Below are 18,340 nucleotides of genomic sequence, written 5' to 3'. Positions count from 1 at the left end.
GCTGCCGGGACAGCTGTGTTGAGCAGGAGGAATAACCGATGAACTATATCCGGATCACAAAAGAAAATATTGACAAGGAACATATCTGCTGTGCCATGTCCGGCAAGCAGAGTGTCGCAAAAAAGGAATGGCTGCGGCAGCGCTTTGATGATGGGCTTGTTTTCTATCGCAGTGAGGAACGCGGAAAATGCTTTATCGAATACATTCCGGCTGAAAACGCCTGGGTACCTATTGAGGCAGACGGCTACCTCTACATTAACTGCCTCTGGGTGTCCGGCTCCATGAAGGGACACGGATACTCGAATGATCTGCTGGATGTGTGTATTCGTGATGCCAAAGCGCAGGGGAAGAAAGGTATTTGTATTCTGTGCGCGGAGGGGAGGAAGCGTGAATTTCTTGCTGACCCGAAGTTCCTTGCATACAAGGAATTCCGGGTGGCAGACATATCCGACTGCGGAATCAATCTCATGTACCTTCCCATTGAACCGACCGCACAGATGCCAAAGTTTCGGGAATGTGCGAAGCATCCGGCGATTGAGGAAACCGGTTTTATCCTCTATTACACCGATCAGTGTCCCTACACCTATTATTGGGTGCTAAGAGTGCAGGAGGCGGCGAAAGAACATGGTATCCCGTTCAAGGCTATCCATATCACTGATAAAGAAAGTGCACAGAATGTACCTGCGCCGGTCACGACCTATGCCTTGTTCAGAGACGGTCAGTTTCTGACACAGAGTATTCAGTCAGATAAAAAATTCCTGGCGCTGGCAGGTTTGTAAAATTGATTTTACTCCGCTGTTTTTGTGTTGCTTTTTTCATTACAACATGATGTCATTTCCCAGTCGTCACTGGGGAGAATCATGACGCAGGAAAACCTGCTGTCGTTGATCACATTTGGAAAAATATGTACAGCATTGGACGTGGCATTATCACAGTTTTTCAGGAAGATAATTTGGAGAGTCTTACAGAAAAACAGAAAGAAGTTCTTGTGTACAGTGGAGCACTAGAGTATAATAAAATTAATTTTTTGCATATGTTTAAAGGTTATAATAAGAAAATCGGCAAACCAGATGAAAGTCTGGGACGCAAAGCTACAGGGCCTGTAAAATGGCAGCCAGTTGCATGAAATGAGGTGCACTGTCTGCTTGGCAGTGTTTTTTTATGGTAAAATACTTGTAGAAAGCCTGGACACTGATTTTGAAGAAACAGGAAAATGCATAAAGCTTCATCAGATACATAGGAATTGTTGAATATTTTGATATTGTAAAAAAGGAAAATACAGCAGAATAGCAGGAATAGAAGAAAAATGAAAGGAAAAAGAATAATTGCAGGCATTTTGCTTGCGGGAATTTTAGTGGTCACGCTGACAGGGTGTAAAAATACAGACAGCAGTAAAAAAGAAACCGAAAAGCCGGTCATTACGCTCGGCAGTGACAGCTATCCACCATACAATTATCTGAATGAGGATGGTGTACCGACGGGTATAGATGTAGAACTGGCTACGGAAGCATTCAAAAGAATGGGATATCGGGTGGAGGTTGTTCAGATCAACTGGGAGAAGAAAAAGGAACTGGTGGAGAGCGGAGAAATTGACTGTATCATGGGCTGTTTTTCCATGGAAGGACGTCTTGACGATTACCGTTGGGCAGGGCCGTACATAGCAAGCCGTCAGGTGGTTGCTGTAAATGAGAACAGTGATATCTATAAACTGAGTGACCTGGAGGGAAAGAACCTGGCGGTCCAGTCCACAACCAAACCGGAAGGCATCTTTCTGAACCGGACGGATGAGAGAATCCCAAAACTGGGAAATCTGATCAGCCTGGGACACAGGGAGCTGATCTATACCTTTCTTGGGAAAGGATATGTAGATGCAGCTGCCGCACATGAGGAATCTATTCTCCAATATATGAAGGATTATGATACAAGCTTTCGTATCCTGGAAGAGCCGCTGCTGCTCACCGGAATAGGTGTCGCATTTGCAAAAGATGATGACAGGGGAATCTGTGAGCAGATGAACCAGACTCTGGAAGAAATGCGTCAGGATGGCACATCCCTGAAAATCATTGAAAAATATCTGGATGATCCCCAGAAGTATCTGGAGGTGGATGATCTTGGATATTAAGAGAAAGAAAAAAGAAAAACGAATCCAGCTGCTCGGAGGTCTGATTGGAATCTGTGTGGCTGTAGTTTCTATGTTTTATTTCTTCCAGGCAGAAAAAGCAGACGCAGAGAAAAGAATGGTGGAGATTGTAAATTATGTGAAAGTGCAGTGCTCTACCTACACATATTATAATGAATCTTCGGAATCTAAAAGTCTCCTCCGTGCCATTGAAAGTGCCAGACAAATGAGTACAAATATTAAAATGGAAACAGAAAACGGCGGGCAGCTAAGCAGGGATTTTCTGAAGGAAAATCTGCAGACTCTCTGGGTGGATGGTATCATTGTACTGGATGCAGAAGGAAAGAAGGACTGTGAATACAGCACGGATGAGTCTCTGGTAAATGAGATTACAGAGTATCTACAAAAAGAAATTATCATGGATTTTGCCGAATATGAAGAAAGAAGCTATTCGGAACGGTTTACCAGGGAAGACGGGTCACATATCGACATTGCGGCCTGTGCCAGAAAAGATGCACCGGGTATTGTAGCAATCTATTATTATACATCTCCCGAATTTGCCAGAAACTATACTCTGACGATACAGGGGCTTTTAAATGGTTATAGTGTCCAGAAAGATGGAACGATTATTGTTGCAGACAATGGAATCGTTATTGCCAGCAATGATGAGAGCCTGTTGGGGCAGAATACGGCTGACAACGAAGTTGTTCAGGCGATGAAGAGGCATACAGACAGTCAGCACATTTATCATTTGAGAAAGGAAGGAACCGGATGTTACGGAATCATGCTGAAGCAGAGGGATTATTATATTTATGCCTACCTTTCGGATACGGAAGTGTTCCATAACCTTCCATTAAGTGTGATAAGCGTTATTTTTCTTTATTTTCTGATGCTCAGTACATTCTGGTTCTGGACATACAGAACCAATTTGGAACACCGGAAACAGGAACAGGAAAAAGATGAAAAATATAAAGCAGAACTTCTGATAGCTGCAAAAAAGGCAGAAGCCGCCAATGAGGCAAAAACAGAGTTTCTCCAGCGGATGAGCCATGATATCCGGACACCGATCAATGGAATCTGCGGCATGGTCAATATGGCAGACCATTACGCAGATGATATGGAGAAGCAGACAGAATACAGGACAAAGATTAAAGAGGCCTCCAATTTGTTGCTGGAACTGGTAAACGATGTTATGGACATGAGTAAGCTTGAGTCAGGTGAAATCGTTCTGGAAGAGATTCCGTTTAATCTGAGCAGTATTTCCAGGGAAGTATTTGTTGTGATCGAACAGATGGCTGCAGAACAGAATATCCGGATCCTGTGGGAGAAAAAAGAAATCACACACCGTGATTTTATTGGAAGCCCGGGGTATGTGAAACGTGTGATGATGAATATTTTGTCGAATGCGGTGAAATTTAACAGAGAAAACGGAGAAATTTATGTCAGCTGCATAGAAATTCCATCCGAACAGCCCGGAATGACGACAATGGAATTTGTCTGCCGGGATACAGGAATCGGAATGACTGAGGAGTTCCAGAAACGTGTGTTTGAACCATTTGCACAGGAACACACAGGAAGCCGAACAAAATTTACAGGAACAGGCCTGGGAATGCCGATTTCAAAGAAGCTGGTCGAAAAAATGGGCGGAACGATTACCTTTGAAAGTGAAGAAGGTGCAGGAACCACATTTGTGATCCGGGTTCCGTTTAAAATAGATCCGGATGTGGATAAACGGGAAGGACAGAAGGATGTATCCGAAAAATCTATAAAGGGGCTGCATATTCTTCTGGCAGAGGATAATGAGCTGAACATGAAAATTGCAGAGTTTATGCTTCAGAATGAAGGTGCTGATGTGACAAAAGCATGGAATGGACAGGAAGCTGTTGAACTGTTCAGCAGTAGTGAACCTGGTGAATTTGATGTTATTCTTATGGACATTATGATGCCGGACATGAATGGTTATGAAGCTGCAAAGAGAATCCGGTCTTTGGACAGAGAGGATGTAAAGAAAATACCAATCATTGCAATGACAGCCAATGCGTTTACGGAGGACAGAATAAGAGCAAAAGAAGCAGGAATGGACGAACATATCTCTAAGCCTGTTGATGTGAAACTATTGGCAAAGGTAATTCATGAATTGTTGAATTAGTGGAAAACAATTTCAGATGGGGATTCGTAATGAAAAGGAAAAAATGGAACAGAGTTTTGGCAGTGCTTTTTGTGATGATGACTGCTGTAACACTTCGTTCAGGCTGCGGTGGGAAGAATTTATTGTGGGAAATAACGATCTGGATTTCTACAAATTTCTGAATGAAAATGGTGGATTACCGGATATTATAACCTGCTGCCGATTTTCACTGCACGATACAAATCCCCTGAAAGACAGTCTGATGGACCTTTCCACAACCAATGTGGCAGGTGCTGTCTATGACACCTACCTCAGCAATTTTATGAATAAGGAATGGAATATTGGGTTTACTTGAAATTGATGAAAAACACGAAAATGATATTGAATTGTTAAAGGAACATCGCAGAAAGAAAAAAATGCCAGCGATGCTATTCAAACCATTGACAAACTCACGGTGCTTCAACCGTAAAAACAATCGTCTGAAAAGGCTGAGCTTTGTTTTGGTAAAGCAAAACCTATATGCAATATAAAATCAAGAAAAACACCGTGCAGGAGACGCTGATTCTTAAAAGAAACACTTGCAAATTCAGCCACTTTTTTTTAAAATAACCTCAGTGCATTATAAAAAGCTGCGAGGAGTCATTACTATTATGAAAAAAGTTGTAAAATTTGGAGGAAGTTCTCTTGCCAATGCGGAGCAGTTCCGGAAGGTGGGAGAGATCATCAGAAGCGAAGAAAGCCGCAGGTATGTGGTTCCTTCCGCGCCGGGAAAGCGCTTTGACGGAGACACAAAGGTAACAGATATGCTGTATGCCTGCTATGCGGCTGCCGAAGCAGGGGAGGAGTTCTCCGGAAAGCTTCAGGCCATTAAGGAGCGTTTCCGGGAGATTATTCAGGGACTATCCCTTGACCTGTCCCTGGATCGGGAGTTTGAGCAGATTGCTGCTGATTTTTCCGCGCATGCGGGAAAAGAGTATGCCGCGTCCAGAGGAGAATTTCTAAATGGTAAAGTCATGGCGGCTTATCTGGGATATGAGTTTGTGGATGCCTCGGAAGTGATTCGGTTTGATAAGAACGGGGTCCTGGAGGCGGAAAAGACTAATAAGCTTCTGGGGAAAAGACTGGCAAAATGTGAAAAAGCGGTTATCCCGGGATTTTACGGCGCTGAGGATAGCGGAAAGGTACGGACCTTTTCCAGAGGCGGTTCCGATGTGACAGGCTCTCTGGTGGCCAAGGCAATCATGGCGGATTTGTATGAGAACTGGACAGATGTATCCGGCTTTCTGGTAACTGATCCGAGGATTGTAGAGAATCCGGCTGTGATTGAGAACATTACCTATCGGGAGCTTCGGGAGTTATCTTATATGGGAGCGACGGTCCTTCATGAGGAGGCCATTTTCCCCGTCAGAAAAGAAGGAATCCCCATTAACATCCGGAATACGAATCATCCGGAGGATAAGGGAACCTTTATCGTGGAAAGTACCTGCAGAAAGCCCAAATACACCATCACCGGTATTGCAGGAAAGAAAGGCTTCTGCTCTATCAATATTGAAAAATCCATGATGAACAGCGAGATCGGATTCGGACGGAAAGTGCTTCAGGTATTTGAAGACCAGGGCATCAGCTTTGAGCATATTCCTTCGGGAATTGATACACTGACCGTTTATGTGCATCAGGATGAATTTGAAGAAAAGGAACAGCAGGTGATCGCGGGAATCCATCGGGCGGTATCTCCGGATTTTGTGGAAATGGAGTCCGATTTGGCGCTGATTGCCGTAGTGGGACGGGGGATGAAGTCCACCAGAGGAACGGCAGGAAGGATCTTTTCCGCGTTGGCCCATGCAAATGTGAATGTGAAAATGATCGATCAGGGTTCCAGTGAGCTGAATATTATTATTGGTGTGGAAAACAGAGATTTTGAGACTGCAATCAAAGCAATTTATGATATTTTTGTTTTGACCCAGATGTAAGTAAGGAAAGAGGGCTGTCGTAACAGATGGCTCTTTTTTGTTCTATAGGAAATACTACGTTACATTAAAACGTGAAAGTCATGATTCCTATAGAGCAAAAAGCCCCTCCGGGGGATCGCACTGCGGCGGAATGGAATCATGTCGCTAATGCGACCCGCCGCAGGCGGAGAATCCTGCGTTGTAGGATTCTATTTTTAACTTTGCATTCTCAAAAATAAGAAGAGATGCTGGCGGTGGATATTCGGTCTTATCTGTAAAAAACAGAAAAGATTCCGGCGGGGAATGATTGCAGGACCGGCTGTTATGCTATATAATAACAGAAAACGTCTTCTGAAGGAGGGGCAGTGTTATGGAAGCATTATTTCAGGCAGTCAACGCAATCTGCGGGAAGATCCAGATTGTATCCAACTGGTTCTGGGATTTCCCCACGAATCTGAGCTGGTACGCGAATATTCCGGTACTGGGAAATTTCAGCCTGGCGATTATCCTGCTGGTGGGAACCGGAATCTTTTTCACATTCCGTCTGCGTTTTGTTCAGGTGCGGAAGTTCCGATACGGAATTCATGTACTGTTGAAAAACCGGGGAACGGAGATCGGTATTTCTTCCCTGGCGGCATTTCTTTTGTCCACAGCCATGCGCGTGGGCCCGGGTAATATTCTGGGCGTGACCGGAGCGATTTCCGTGGGAGGTCCGGGCGCTCTGTTCTGGATGTGGGTGTCCGCGTTTTTCGGAATGTCCACAGCTTTTGTGGAAGCTACTTTGTCGCAGATTTTTAAGGAAAAGCGTGGCGGCGAATATGTGGGAGGCCTGCCCTTCTACGGACGGAGACTCTTAAAGGACGCGGCCTGGGCGGGCGTCGTTCTGAGTCTGCTTTACATCATTTACGCGTTTCTGTGCTTCCCTGCGCAGGGTTTTAATACCATTTCTGCAGTAGGAGCTATCGCGGAGGTGGTTACCGGTACGACCATTGCCACGGATTCCACCCTTTACTGGGTATCCTTTGGCGTTCTGATCGTAGTAACGGCGCTTATCAGCTTCGGCGGTATTAAGAAAGTTACAAAGGTAACAGACCTGCTGGTGCCGGTTATGGCTGTGATTTATGTGTTGACCGTTATCGTACTGGTGGTATGCAATATCAACCGAATTCCCTGGTTCTTTGGAGCTATCTTTTCCCAGGCTTTCAAGCCGGACGCCATATTCGGCGGAGCCTTCGGAATCGCTCTCAGTCAGGGTATCAAGCGTGGCCTGATGTCCAATGAGGCCGGACAGGGAACCATCACCATGCCTGCAGCTGCGGCAAACGCGGCTCATCCCTGTGACCAGGGCTGCGTACAGGCGCTGGGTGTATTCCTGGATACCATCGTTATCTGTACGCTGACCGGTTTCGTGGTAATCATGGGCCGGATGTGGCTGACGGACGGAGCGGCTGCCTGGTTTGAAATGGGCAAGCTGGATAAGTTCCTGGCTTCCTGTGGTGCCCTGACGGGCAACAGTGGGACTTACGGACTGGTGACGCTTCTGGTCAGCGTCTGCTTCGGACTGTTCGCATTTACCTGTCTGGTGGGCTTCATGTCCTTCACGGAGATCTGCGCGAACCGTATTTCCGGCAAAAAGGCTTTTATCAATACCATCCGTGTGATCTGTCTGGTGGTTATCTCTTTCGGCGTTATTACTAATATCGCCGGCATGGATCTGGCTGCCCTCTGGGATCTGAGTGATTTCGCCAATATCCTGATGGTATACTGCAACCTGCCCCTTCAGTACATAGGCTTCAAATACGTGCTGCGGGCATGGAAGCATTTTGAAAAACAGGACGGAACCCCATTCACCTCCGAGGTGGCGGGCATTTCTGTTCCGGCCTGGGATGAAAAACAGAAGAAAAATTAAACAGGGAGTTTTTTATGAGTATTTTAAATGTGGAGCACTTAAGTCACGGATTTGGAGACCGGGCCATCTTTTCTGATGTGTCATTCCGGCTTCTGAAGGGTGAGCATATCGGTCTGGTGGGCGCCAACGGCGAGGGAAAGTCTACGTTCATGAGCATCGTGACCGGAAAGCTTATGCCCGACGAGGGAAAGGTGGAATGGGCGAAGAATGTCCACGCGGGCTATCTGGATCAGCATGCGGTGCTGGAAAAGGGCATGACCATCGGCCAGGTGCTGCGTTCAGCCTTTGACCCGCTTCTTCAGAAGGAGCAGCGGATGAATGAGATCTGCGACATGCTGGGCGATGCCGGAGACGACATGGACGCTCTGATGGAGGAGCTGGGGACCATCCAGGACGAGCTGGCTCTGCATGATTTTTACACCATCGACGCCAAGGTAGAAGAGGTGGCCCGGGCCCTGGGACTTCTGGATCTGGGCCTGGATCGGGATGTGACGGATTTGAGCGGCGGTCAGCGAACCAAGGTTCTGCTGGCCAAGCTCTTACTGGAAAAGCCGGATATTCTGCTTCTGGACGAGCCCACCAACTATCTGGACGAGGAGCATATCGCCTGGCTGAAGCGGTATCTTTTAGACTATGAGAATGCGTTTATTCTGATTTCCCATGACGTGCCCTTTATGAACGAGGTGGTCAATATTATTTACCACATGGAGAATCAGGAGTTGAACCGCTATGTGGGCGATTATGACCATTTCCAGGAGGTCTATGCAGTGAAGAAGGCCCAGCTGGAGGCGGCATACCGCCGTCAGCAGCAGGAAATCAGCGAGCTGAAGGATTTCGTGGCCCGCAATAAGGCCCGGGTCTCCACTCGGAATATGGCCATGTCCCGCCAGAAGAAGCTGGACAAAATGGATGTCATCGAGCTGGCGGCCGAGAAACCCAAGCCTGAGTTCAACTTCCGCTATGGCCGCACCCCGGGCAAGCTTCTTTTCGAGACAAGAGATCTGGTCATCGGCTATGACGAGCCCCTGTCCAAGCCTCTGAATTTTACCATGGAGCGCGGTCAGAAAATCGCACTGGTGGGCACAAACGGGATCGGTAAGACCACGCTGTTAAAGAGTATCCTGGGTCTGATTCCCTCCCTGGCCGGCAGCTGTGAGCTGGGCGAAAACCTGCAGCTGGGTTATTTTGAGCAGGAGGTAAAGGGCGACAATAAGACCACCTGTATCGACGAGATCTGGAATGAATTTCCCTCTTATAATCAGCAGGAGATCCGTGCGGCCCTGGCCAAATGCGGTCTGACTACCAAGCACATCGAAAGCCAGGTCCGGGTTTTAAGCGGCGGCGAGCAGGCCAAGGTCCGCCTCTGCAAGCTCATCAACCGGGATACAAACTTCCTCCTCCTGGACGAGCCCACGAACCATCTGGATGTGGACGCCAAAGACGAGCTGAAGCGGGCGCTGAAAGAGTACAAGGGAAGTATCCTGTTGATTTGCCACGAGCCGGAATTTTACCGGGATGTGGTGGGAGAAGTGTGGGATATGAGCAGGTGGACGACGAAGGCGCTGTAAAACGAAAATAGAAAATTGATATGATATAAAACAGGAATCTTTCGGAAAATAAATTGAATTTTCTGAAAGATTCCTGTTTACATATACGGAGGTTCTGGTGCCGTATCCTTCTGTTCTTTATTTTATGGCATCTGCATCTACGATCGCATGGCTCATCCATCAGAAGTTTGAATTAGGTATTCCATTATACAGACAAATCACTTTTGGATTCATGCTATAAGAATCAATGAAAAGGATTCTGCATTACTCACTTCTGCGCAAAGGCAGAAGATCAATGAGATACAGAATCCTTCGCAAAGTAATATAGCATCGCAGGCCGGAAATGTCAAGTTTTCACTGAAGGAAGACACGGAAATTAAGAAAATAAATGAAAAAGCATCGGATTGGTTAATGGAAGTCTATGATAGGAGAAATGAACATTTTGGACTCAATAGGGCACCGAGTAGTGAAGCAAGGGAGTTTGACATCTGGGGGGGAGGGTCTTTTAAAAGCGGCCAAGGAAAGTACGGCTATGAAAGCGGCGTTCTTTGCTTCGCAAGGGATAACGGTGAAGGAGCATGTTCAGCAGGTACGGAAGTGAAGAAGTAGCTGAAATTATACGGCCAACAGCTACGGAAAAACGGAACAGCAGCTGGCTGTCAGGAAGAAAGATGACAAATAAATTTGTCAAATCATATTGACAAAGATCTTTGTCAATGCTACTCTAATAATGACAAGAAAAGTTGTCAAACACAAAGGAGCAAACGACCATGCCATTATTCAATCAGTTAAAGGAGTACCGTTCCCGGCTGGGAATCAATCAGACAGAGCTGGGAAAGCTGGCCGGAGTATCCAGACAGACCATCAGCCTGATAGAACGTGGAGACTATTCTCCGTCAGTGGCCCTGGCTCTGAAGCTGGCGAAGATCTGCAGGGTACAGGTAGAAGATATTTTTCAGTATGAGGAGGAGCAGCATGAAGGAAAAGAAAACGAACAGTTATAAAAAAGCCCTGAAGGTTATGGGCAGTGCAATGGTGGTTGGCGGAGTGCTGGGAAGCATTTTCGGAGGTATCTATCAGGTATCCCTAGAAACGGGAAGCGGATTCAATGGAACCGGAATCACAGAGTTGATTCGAAGCGTCCTTACGCCGCTCCTTGGCATTATTTTTGCGGTATGCGTGGTTCTGGAGGAGCGGACCTACCGGAAGCTGAAAAGGATCTGTGAAAAGCAGCAGACCGCAGAGGATGAAGAGTGCGATCGGCTGGAGTATGAGGAAGAGAAAGAAGGGGGCTTTGGCATGAATGTGAGCGTGGTGTCCCAGATCCTCAGCATCCTGGTTCTGACCTTCGGCTATTCCATGAAATATATCACCACCGACGGTCACGCAATTCCCTTTCTGGCAGCTTGCGTCGTCTTTATTGCCTGCTTTATCTACAACTATTTCTGGCAGATACGCTATGTGAAGCTGGTACAGAAGACACATCCGGAGAAAAAAGGCGATCCGGCTTCCCTGAAATTCCAGGAGCAATGGCTGGAGAGCTGCGACGAGGCTGAGAAAGAGATTATATATCGAAGTGCTTACAAAACGTATATGACTGTAAATCGCACCATTCCTGTTTTGCTGGCGGGAACGATGGTAGCGCACTTGTATTTAGACACCGGCATATTTGCGGTGGTAGTTGTCTCTGCTATCTGGATGCTGACCCAGTTTACCTATACGCATTCCTGCGTAAAGCTGAGAGAAACCAGGGGCCTGCTCCGCTGACCACACCTTGCAATACCCGGAACCTCCCCCGAAACAATTTTCCTAAACGAATCAGTTAGCCGCTTTTCAGGCGGGATGAGCGTGGAAAATTGTTTCGGGGGAGGTTCGTCTGTCTAAAAGCAAAAGCTTTCCCATAAACAATCCGAAAAAGCAAAATTTCCCGAATTACTCTTTCAATTCAAAAAACATCAAAAAATTTCCGATTCAGAAAAAATCAACAACAAGAAATGACTACATGATACAACAAAGTGACCGTTTTGATAAAAACAAAAATCAGAAATTGATCGCAAAACAAAGATCATGTAAGATAAAAATATACAAAACGCACAAAAGGAGCTGAAAATTTATGCTAAAAAAAGTAAATTTTCTAAAACATCATGTGTTTCGCGAGCGAAACGGAAAATACGGGTATTATGATTACGGAAAAAATACGCTGTATTATCTAAACGCAGACAATCAGATGCAGTATCAGGTGCTTTCACTGAGGTGGCTCACCGGAGCAGTGCTGGGAGCGGCATTCTACATCGTCATGAACAGCATCCCCGGAGCAGTGGCACTGGCCTGTGGCGTGATCGGAATCATGGAACTGATTTTCCGCCTGCGCTTTCTTCCGTCCTGTAAAAAGAGGGAAGGAATTCGCTTTGAGACACTGCGCCCCTGTCTGGCCAGCGGAGAGGACCAGATCGCGCCGGAAAAGCGTAAAAAAAGAGGAATTCTGCTGATCCTGCTGGGCGTGCTGCTGGTGGCAAATGCCTACGATACGGGGCTGGAGCAGATAGAACTTCTCGTATCCTGGCTGGTCTGCGGCATCTGCGTTTGGGGCGGAGGTGTACAGCTTCTGAAAGGATTCAATGTGCAGTAAAGGAAGAAAGGAGGGACCTATGGTAAAAGTTGTGATTGTGGCACACGGAGAGCTGGCAAAAAGCTTTCGGGACACGGTCGGAATGATAGCGGGACCGGAGACGGCGGCGCAGATTGCGTGTCTGTGTATGACACCGGAAAAGGGACCGGAGGAATTTGCGGAAGAGGCCAGAGAGCTTCTGAACCAAGAGCCGGATGCGGATTATCTGATTTTTGCAGATCTGTTTGGGGCAAGCCCATGTAACACCTGCATTTCAGTATTTCGCAACGCTTCCTACCGGCTGGTGACGGGTGTGAATCTGGGCGCACTTTTGGAGATCATGTTCCAGAAGGACAACCTGTCTTTGGAAGAACTCTATAAGACAGCGCAGGACGTGGCAAAAGAAGGAGTAAAAGGCGTGTATCTGCACGTCTGACAAAAAAGGAGAGTCAGAAACGGCCCGGCTCCCGGGGGAGAGCCAGGCTGATAGTGGAGGAGGAACGAGGTTATGACGATTATTCAGGCGGCAATATTGGGTATTTTATATATGCTCTATTGCGGAGAAATTTTTGTACCATGGACATACTGCTTTATCGATCTGATGTTTGTATCCATGCTGACAGGTCTGATTCTGGGTGATGTGAGAACCGGCGTTATCGTAGGCGGCACCATTCAGCCCATGTATCTGGCCCTGACGGCAGTGGGAGGCGCAAAGCCCGTAGACAAATGTGCGGCAGGTATCGTATCCACAGCCATGGTAATCACCCAGGGAATCAGTCTGGAAGAAGCCCTGGTGGTAGCGGCTGCTGCATCTCTGGTCATGGCGCAGCTGAATACTCTGAACCGTGTGCTTCAGGTATGGACGCTGCATCGCTGTGACGCATGCGCGGAAAAGGGCGATGTGAAGGGACTTCGCAGAACCATCTTTGTCTATGGAGAACTGATTCGAGTAGTCTGTTTTATGATACCGATGACACTGGTCATGAAGTTTGGAACCCAGGGACTAGGTATTTTGATGAATGGACTTCCCGACTGGGCGACCAACATGTTCACTGTAGCAGGCGGTATGATGCCGGCTCTTGGATTTGCCATGGTTATCATGGTAATCGGCAAGGGGGCACTGATTCCGTTCTTTGTGGCAGGCTTTTTCTTTGCGCAGTACACAGGACTTAGCAGTGTGGTAGGTGCGCTTCTCGGCGCATTCCTGGGTTGGTTCTACATGATGGCTACGAAGGATAAGAACGACACCACGGGCCTGTTCGGCGACCTGGGCGCAATTGTAAAAGAGACAAAGAAAGGCGACGACTTCTGGAGCGAACGCCTGATCAGTGAAAAAACCTTCAAGAAGGTATGGTTTAACTGGCGTATGGCTATTTGCCATGTGGATAACGTAGAACGTCTACAGGCAGCAGGTATGGCTTACACCATGGCTCCGGCTCTGGAAGAACTGTATCCCGATAATGAAGAGGAGCGGATCGCAGGACTGAAGCGTCATATGGAATTCTTCATCACAGAGAACATGATCGGCGGAATCATTCCCGGTATTGTGCTGTCCATGGAAGAAGAGAGAGCAAAGGCCATCCGCAATGGAATGGATGGAGACGAAGTCATAAGCTCCGAGCTGATTAACTCTGTAAAATCCGGCATGATGGGACCTTTCGCAGGTATTGGCGATACCCTGAATTACTCTACCATTAAGCCGGTACTGACCGCATTCTTTATGGGATTCGCGCAGCAAGGCCATGTATGGGCACCCATCGTCTATGTGGTGCTTCTGTATTTGATTCTGATTCTGGAAGGCTGGTTCATGTATAACACAGGCTACAAGCTGGGAAGTAAATCCGCGGCTTCCATCCTGAAAAATAATTCCGTACAGAAGGTCATCACCTTCTTCAGTATCCTGGGCCTGTTTGTGATGGGTGTTATGACCGCACAGAATGTATCTGTTGCTCTGGGCATCAATCTTCCGTTTTCCACGGAGACCATCAGTCTGCAGGAGACTTTGCTGGATGCCATCGTGCCGGGGCTGTTACCGCTGGCGACTGTATTCGGTATCTACGCTTACCTGAAGAAGGGCGGCAATATTCTGAAGGCGACCTTGTGGATTCTGGCCATTGCCATCGTCCTGGGCGGACTTGGAATTCTGGTATAGAACCTAACAGAGAGAAAAAAGGAGAGAGACCATGCTGCAAAAAATATTCCGGACAAAGCTATGGAAAGGCTTCTGCTGTGTACTGCTGGCAGGCGTTATCTACTACTTTATGACAGACGGATTTTCACAGACCGTAGGGCAGACGGCCCGGGTGGGAAAAGATGCTCAGGCAGTGGGAGCTGCCGGGAGCTTTCCGGCTGAATATGTGGTCATCGGAATGCTGGCAGTCTGGTGTCTGCTGATGCTTGGCAGATATCTGTGGGAACGGCACAGCAGCCGACCGAAGAATGATGTCAACGTCAGATATTAACAGGAGAAGGCGCAGAACATGAAGGTCACAGAGAAGAGCTATCGTTTTGAAAGTACAAACGGAATGGATGCAATCAGTGGGAGGGCGTATTTCCCGGAGGGAAAGCCCCGCGGAATGATTCAGATTCTGCATGATCAGGGAGAGCATATGGGCCGCTACCGGCTGCTCATGAAGGAACTGGCGTCGGCGGGATATCTGGTGTTCGGAAATGATCATATGGGACACGGAGAAGCTGCGCGGGAGGCAGAGCGGTTAGGACGCTTTTCCGGAGAAAATAATGTTCTTCATATGGTAGACGATGTGAAAAAAATGTTCGCGCAGGTGCTGGCGGACTGTTCGGTGCTCACAGGAGAAACTGAAAAAAAATCGGACAGTTCAAAGACACCAATGCTGCGCTGCCTGGTGGGCGTAGGAATCGGAGCAGCCATGGCGAAAGCCTATGTGCTTCGGAATAGAGATTGTAACGCACTGATCCTGTGCGGCGACCGGGGTTTTGTATCCGGGGTCAATATGGAAGAGCGGGAGTGCGAACGCCTGATTCGGAAGCAGGGAGGAACACAGACCGCAGCGCCCTTATGGGAAAAGAGACAGCAAAAATATAACCGGTATATCGAATATCCGGAAGCGGATTCCTGGCGGACCACGTCCAGACAGGAAGTGGGAAGATTTCAAAAGGATCCGCTGTGCGGGATTACTTACGACCTGTACAGCTACCGGACGCTGTTACAGCTGGAACGGCTGCTGACGCTCCGGGAATGGACCGGCAGTTATTCCGAATATCTGCCGCTGTATGTGATGGCAGGCGTTAAAGATCCAGTTAGCAATTATACCAGAGAGCTGGATCGAATGCTGGAACGGCTTCGGTATTCCGATGCGAAAAATGTATTTTACAAGTATTACAAAAACAGCAGACACGACCTTCTCTTTGATGTGGAAGCAAGTCAGGTACTGCAGGATATTAAACGTTTTCTGGATATGATACAGAAACAGTGGAGACAGCAATAATAAAATGAATATAAGGAGGAAACAGATATGCTGGTATCAATGTTAGAGATTCTGGAGAAAGCGAAAAAGGGCGGCTATGGAGTACTGGCTCCCAATGTATTCAACGAAGATTCCGTACGGGTGTGCCTAGAGGCAGCCGTGGAGCTGGACTCCCCGATTATCATCGATGTGTTGCCGAACAATCATAAGGATTTGGTGTCCTTCGGACATATCATCCGTCAGATGGCCGATGAGGTACGGGTGCCTGTAGCCCTGAACCTGGATCACGGCGATTCCTATGAGGCTTGTGTAAAAGCCATTTACGGCGGCTTTACCGGAATCATGGTAGATCGTGCCGCATTATCCTTTGAGGAAAATGCGAAAGAAGTAGCGTATTTCAAGAAAATTTGCGAGCCGTTGGGCATTACGGTAGAAGCAGAATTTGGCCAGATCGCGGATGGATGCGATTATGCGGAGAAGAGAGAAGAGTATCTGACAGACCCGGATAAGGCTGCGGAGTTTGTAAAGCTTTCCGGTTGTGACTGCCTGGCGGTTTCCATCGGAGAGGCTCACGGCGAGTACACCAATGGAGCACCGGATATCGATTTTGAGCGTCTGGAAGAACTGAAGGCAAAGGTGGACGTACCCTTGGTATTCCACGGCGGCTCCTTCTCTGGCTTTGACAATATTGCGAAATGCTGCCAGATTGGCTGCCAGAAGGTAAATATGGGAACCGACGCTTACAATTATGGTCTGCAGATGCTTTTCGAGGACGGCAGATATCAGGCAGGCGAGAATATCGGAGCCCGGATGGCGGGAGATATCATGTGGGCTGGCTATAAAGAGCGCACCATGGATTATATGAGAGTCACCGGTTCCGTAGGAAAGAACTGGATCAAAATCGAAGACTAAAAATAAAACGAGGTGAAGAATATGGGACAGCTGGCTTTAGTAAGAATCGACGCGCGACTGATACATGGACAGGTGTGTACCCAGTGGTTGTACCGGACAGGCGCAAAGAAAATTTATATCATTGACGACACCATTGCGAAGGATGATTTCCTCTCCCAGATCTTCTATATGGCCACGCCAGTGGGAACACAGCTGGAAGTCATTACGGCGGAGGAAGCGGGAAAACGGTGGCAGGAAGACCAGCTTGGCAGCGTGGAGCCGATTTTTATTTTATTCAAAGGCATGAAGATGGCTCATAAGGCTTACTATGCCGGATTTAAGTATCCTGCGCTCCAGGTGGGAAGCATCGGCGGAGGCGTGGGACGAAAGAACGTACTGGGTCCCATTTCCTTCAGCGATGAAGATGCGAAAATGTTTGACGAGATGGTAAAAGATGGTCTGGATGGCTACTTCCAGCCGGTTCCGGAGGACAAGAAGACCTCCTGGGCGGACGTGAAGGCGAAGCATTATCCGGAACTGTAAGGAGGAATTTATGAAGCCTGTACTGGTGAGAAAACCAACGGCGGAGGAAGAAGCTCTGCTGAAAGCACAGCCCACCTGGGAGCATGAGCCGGAAAAATGGCGTGACACTTACGACGAGCGGGAGGAGACCTGTCTCGTGATCGAGGGAAAAGCCTATGTGGAGACACTGGACGGAGAAAAATATTATTTTGGTGTGGGAGACTTGGTAACCTTCCAACCGGGACTGGAATGCTGGTGGTGCGTGGAAGAAAAAATTAAAAAGCATTACATTTTTAATCTTGGTTATATGAAGCAGGAGTAAAACCGGATGCGGCTGGGCGGAAATGCTTCGGCCGCATTGCTTTTTTCCTGAAAGCCAGATATAATTTTTTTATTCATAGCTGCTGATACGATATGTTTTTGGGGGAAGAATATATGAAGAAAAAAGTGGAAAGGCGTCAGGAAGAAATCACCCAGCTGGTCCTGCAAAAGAGACAGGTCACAGTGGAGGAATTGGCCGCCCAGCTCCATATGACACAGGAGACCATTCGCCGGGATCTGACAGTCCTGGAAGAAAAGGGAATCCTGTACCGGACCCACGGAGGCGCGGTCATCCGGGAAAATTATATGGATGTTCCCATGGAATACCGGATTCGGGAGCGCCACGATATTAAAAAGGATATCTGCAATGAGGTCATGCGGTATATCCGCAATGAGAACAGCATTTTCGTGGATCCCAGCAGTACCGCTATTCCGCTGGGAAAGCTGCTAAGCTACCGGAAGAAGGTGCTGATTGTGACGAATTGCTTGGAATTTGCGGAGGCGGCTCAGGTCAGTAAGAATCAAATTATTCTACTGGGAGGAACCTATTCTCATTCAGGAAGAAGGACCGAGGGACACTTCGCTTATGATATGCTCCAGAAGATGATGTTCGACGTGGCTATCTTAGGCATGGATGGCTGCATGGGCATGGAAGGTCCAGGCACTTTGACCGAGGACGCCATTGCCTTGAATCGGTATGTGATGGAACGTGCCAGAACAAAGATTCTCATTGGAACAGCGGAGAAGTTTGAGCGGAGAACCACCTTCCAGTATGCCCGGTTCGCGGAATTTGATCAGATCATTCTGGATTCACTGCCGGAGAATTTCCGTAATGTGATGGAGCCGGAGAGGGTAACAGAAGTATATCGAAGAGAAAACTGAAATGAAACAAAAAGGGGT

General features: G+C 47.7%; 18 protein-coding genes and 1 riboswitch. All 18 genes read left to right on the top strand.

The window, feature by feature from the left end; genetic code table 11:
- The first annotated feature begins 38 nt into the window (after positions 1–38).
- Positions 39–779: a YoaP domain-containing protein gene (locus H8S44_RS05545; RefSeq protein WP_186871644.1), complete on the top strand. Its 741-nt coding sequence runs from the start codon at positions 39–41 to the stop codon at positions 777–779.
- A gap of 271 nt (positions 780–1,050) precedes the next feature.
- A riboswitch (cyclic di-GMP riboswitch) is annotated at positions 1,051–1,126 on the top strand.
- Between the two features lie 180 nt (positions 1,127–1,306).
- Entirely contained in the window at positions 1,307–2,122 is an 816-nt protein-coding gene (locus tag H8S44_RS05540; RefSeq protein WP_186871643.1) for a substrate-binding periplasmic protein, read from the top strand.
- Positions 2,106–4,268 carry an ATP-binding protein gene (locus tag H8S44_RS05535; RefSeq protein ID WP_186871642.1) on the top strand — a complete coding sequence of 721 codons (2,163 nt, stop codon included), beginning with the start codon at positions 2,106–2,108 and terminating at the stop codon, positions 4,266–4,268. Before H8S44_RS05540 ends, H8S44_RS05535 begins: the two co-directional genes overlap by 17 nt.
- 16 nt (positions 4,269–4,284) lie before the next feature.
- Positions 4,285–4,602: a hypothetical protein gene (locus H8S44_RS05530; RefSeq protein WP_330593384.1), complete on the top strand. Its 318-nt coding sequence runs from the start codon at positions 4,285–4,287 to the stop codon at positions 4,600–4,602.
- 295 nt (positions 4,603–4,897) lie between these two features.
- Positions 4,898–6,217: an aspartate kinase gene (locus H8S44_RS05525; protein WP_186871641.1), complete on the top strand. Its 1,320-nt coding sequence runs from the start codon at positions 4,898–4,900 to the stop codon at positions 6,215–6,217.
- 349 nt (positions 6,218–6,566) lie between these two features.
- The gene (locus H8S44_RS05520; RefSeq protein WP_186871640.1) at positions 6,567–8,105 is read left to right on the top strand and encodes an alanine/glycine:cation symporter family protein; all 1,539 of its coding nucleotides are present in this window, start codon (positions 6,567–6,569) and stop codon (positions 8,103–8,105) included.
- Positions 8,106–8,119: 14 nt separating this feature from the next.
- On the top strand, positions 8,120–9,673 hold the full coding sequence (locus tag H8S44_RS05515; RefSeq protein ID WP_186871639.1) for an ABC-F family ATP-binding cassette domain-containing protein: 1,554 nt from the start codon (positions 8,120–8,122) through the stop codon (positions 9,671–9,673).
- A gap of 749 nt (positions 9,674–10,422) precedes the next feature.
- Positions 10,423–10,656, top strand: a complete 234-nt coding sequence (locus H8S44_RS05510; protein WP_186871638.1) for a helix-turn-helix transcriptional regulator — start codon at positions 10,423–10,425, stop codon at positions 10,654–10,656.
- A complete protein-coding gene (locus H8S44_RS05505) occupies positions 10,628–11,419 on the top strand; it encodes a DUF3169 family protein (protein WP_186871637.1) in 792 nt (263 codons plus the stop codon). Before H8S44_RS05510 ends, H8S44_RS05505 begins: the two co-directional genes overlap by 29 nt.
- 346 nt (positions 11,420–11,765) lie before the next feature.
- Positions 11,766–12,281 (top strand): hypothetical protein, encoded by a 516-nt coding sequence (locus H8S44_RS05500; RefSeq protein ID WP_186871636.1) that lies wholly within the window; start codon positions 11,766–11,768, stop codon positions 12,279–12,281.
- A gap of 19 nt (positions 12,282–12,300) precedes the next feature.
- The gene (locus H8S44_RS05495; RefSeq protein ID WP_186871635.1) at positions 12,301–12,696 is read left to right on the top strand and encodes a PTS sugar transporter subunit IIA; all 396 of its coding nucleotides are present in this window, start codon (positions 12,301–12,303) and stop codon (positions 12,694–12,696) included.
- A 72-nt stretch (positions 12,697–12,768) separates the two neighbouring features.
- The gene (locus H8S44_RS05490) at positions 12,769–14,412 is read left to right on the top strand and encodes a PTS system mannose/fructose/sorbose family transporter subunit IID (protein WP_186871634.1); all 1,644 of its coding nucleotides are present in this window, start codon (positions 12,769–12,771) and stop codon (positions 14,410–14,412) included.
- Positions 14,413–14,443: 31 nt separating this feature from the next.
- Positions 14,444–14,722 (top strand): hypothetical protein, encoded by a 279-nt coding sequence (locus H8S44_RS05485; protein ID WP_186871633.1) that lies wholly within the window; start codon positions 14,444–14,446, stop codon positions 14,720–14,722.
- Positions 14,723–14,740: 18 nt separating this feature from the next.
- Complete coding sequence (locus H8S44_RS05480; RefSeq protein WP_186871632.1) at positions 14,741–15,727, top strand: alpha/beta hydrolase; 987 nt, start codon at positions 14,741–14,743, stop codon at positions 15,725–15,727.
- Between the two features lie 27 nt (positions 15,728–15,754).
- Positions 15,755–16,618, top strand: coding sequence for a class II fructose-bisphosphate aldolase (locus tag H8S44_RS05475; protein ID WP_186871631.1), 864 nt, complete (start codon positions 15,755–15,757; stop codon positions 16,616–16,618).
- A 21-nt stretch (positions 16,619–16,639) separates the two neighbouring features.
- Positions 16,640–17,140 (top strand): PTS sugar transporter subunit IIB, encoded by a 501-nt coding sequence (locus H8S44_RS05470; RefSeq protein WP_186871630.1) that lies wholly within the window; start codon positions 16,640–16,642, stop codon positions 17,138–17,140.
- Between the two features lie 10 nt (positions 17,141–17,150).
- Positions 17,151–17,441 carry a cupin domain-containing protein gene (locus tag H8S44_RS05465; protein ID WP_186871629.1) on the top strand — a complete coding sequence of 97 codons (291 nt, stop codon included), beginning with the start codon at positions 17,151–17,153 and terminating at the stop codon, positions 17,439–17,441.
- Between the two features lie 113 nt (positions 17,442–17,554).
- On the top strand, positions 17,555–18,322 hold the full coding sequence (locus H8S44_RS05460) for a DeoR/GlpR family DNA-binding transcription regulator (protein WP_186871628.1): 768 nt from the start codon (positions 17,555–17,557) through the stop codon (positions 18,320–18,322).
- The last annotated feature ends 18 nt before the right edge of the window (positions 18,323–18,340 follow it).

Source organism: Anaerosacchariphilus hominis, from assembly GCF_014290175.1.
Classification (GTDB): domain Bacteria; phylum Bacillota; class Clostridia; order Lachnospirales; family Lachnospiraceae; genus Laedolimicola; species Laedolimicola hominis.
This window is presented reverse-complemented; position numbering and strand designations above follow the sequence as displayed.

Excerpts from the sequence above, each read along its gene's own strand:
- H8S44_RS05545 (WP_186871644.1), top strand. The coding sequence starts at position 39 with ATGAACTATATCCGGATCACAAAAGAAAATATTGACAAGGAACATATC.
- H8S44_RS05540 (WP_186871643.1), top strand. The coding sequence starts at position 1,307 with ATGAAAGGAAAAAGAATAATTGCAGGCATTTTGCTTGCGGGAATTTTA.
- H8S44_RS05535 (WP_186871642.1), top strand. The coding sequence starts at position 2,106 with ATGATCTTGGATATTAAGAGAAAGAAAAAAGAAAAACGAATCCAGCTG.
- H8S44_RS05530 (WP_330593384.1), top strand. The coding sequence starts at position 4,285 with ATGGGGATTCGTAATGAAAAGGAAAAAATGGAACAGAGTTTTGGCAGT.
- H8S44_RS05525 (WP_186871641.1), top strand. The coding sequence starts at position 4,898 with ATGAAAAAAGTTGTAAAATTTGGAGGAAGTTCTCTTGCCAATGCGGAG.
- H8S44_RS05520 (WP_186871640.1), top strand. The coding sequence starts at position 6,567 with ATGGAAGCATTATTTCAGGCAGTCAACGCAATCTGCGGGAAGATCCAG.
- H8S44_RS05515 (WP_186871639.1), top strand. The coding sequence starts at position 8,120 with ATGAGTATTTTAAATGTGGAGCACTTAAGTCACGGATTTGGAGACCGG.
- H8S44_RS05510 (WP_186871638.1), top strand. The coding sequence starts at position 10,423 with ATGCCATTATTCAATCAGTTAAAGGAGTACCGTTCCCGGCTGGGAATC.
- H8S44_RS05505 (WP_186871637.1), top strand. The coding sequence starts at position 10,628 with ATGAAGGAAAAGAAAACGAACAGTTATAAAAAAGCCCTGAAGGTTATG.
- H8S44_RS05500 (WP_186871636.1), top strand. The coding sequence starts at position 11,766 with ATGCTAAAAAAAGTAAATTTTCTAAAACATCATGTGTTTCGCGAGCGA.
- H8S44_RS05495 (WP_186871635.1), top strand. The coding sequence starts at position 12,301 with ATGGTAAAAGTTGTGATTGTGGCACACGGAGAGCTGGCAAAAAGCTTT.
- H8S44_RS05490 (WP_186871634.1), top strand. The coding sequence starts at position 12,769 with ATGACGATTATTCAGGCGGCAATATTGGGTATTTTATATATGCTCTAT.
- H8S44_RS05485 (WP_186871633.1), top strand. The coding sequence starts at position 14,444 with ATGCTGCAAAAAATATTCCGGACAAAGCTATGGAAAGGCTTCTGCTGT.
- H8S44_RS05480 (WP_186871632.1), top strand. The coding sequence starts at position 14,741 with ATGAAGGTCACAGAGAAGAGCTATCGTTTTGAAAGTACAAACGGAATG.
- H8S44_RS05475 (WP_186871631.1), top strand. The coding sequence starts at position 15,755 with ATGCTGGTATCAATGTTAGAGATTCTGGAGAAAGCGAAAAAGGGCGGC.
- H8S44_RS05470 (WP_186871630.1), top strand. The coding sequence starts at position 16,640 with ATGGGACAGCTGGCTTTAGTAAGAATCGACGCGCGACTGATACATGGA.
- H8S44_RS05465 (WP_186871629.1), top strand. The coding sequence starts at position 17,151 with ATGAAGCCTGTACTGGTGAGAAAACCAACGGCGGAGGAAGAAGCTCTG.
- H8S44_RS05460 (WP_186871628.1), top strand. The coding sequence starts at position 17,555 with ATGAAGAAAAAAGTGGAAAGGCGTCAGGAAGAAATCACCCAGCTGGTC.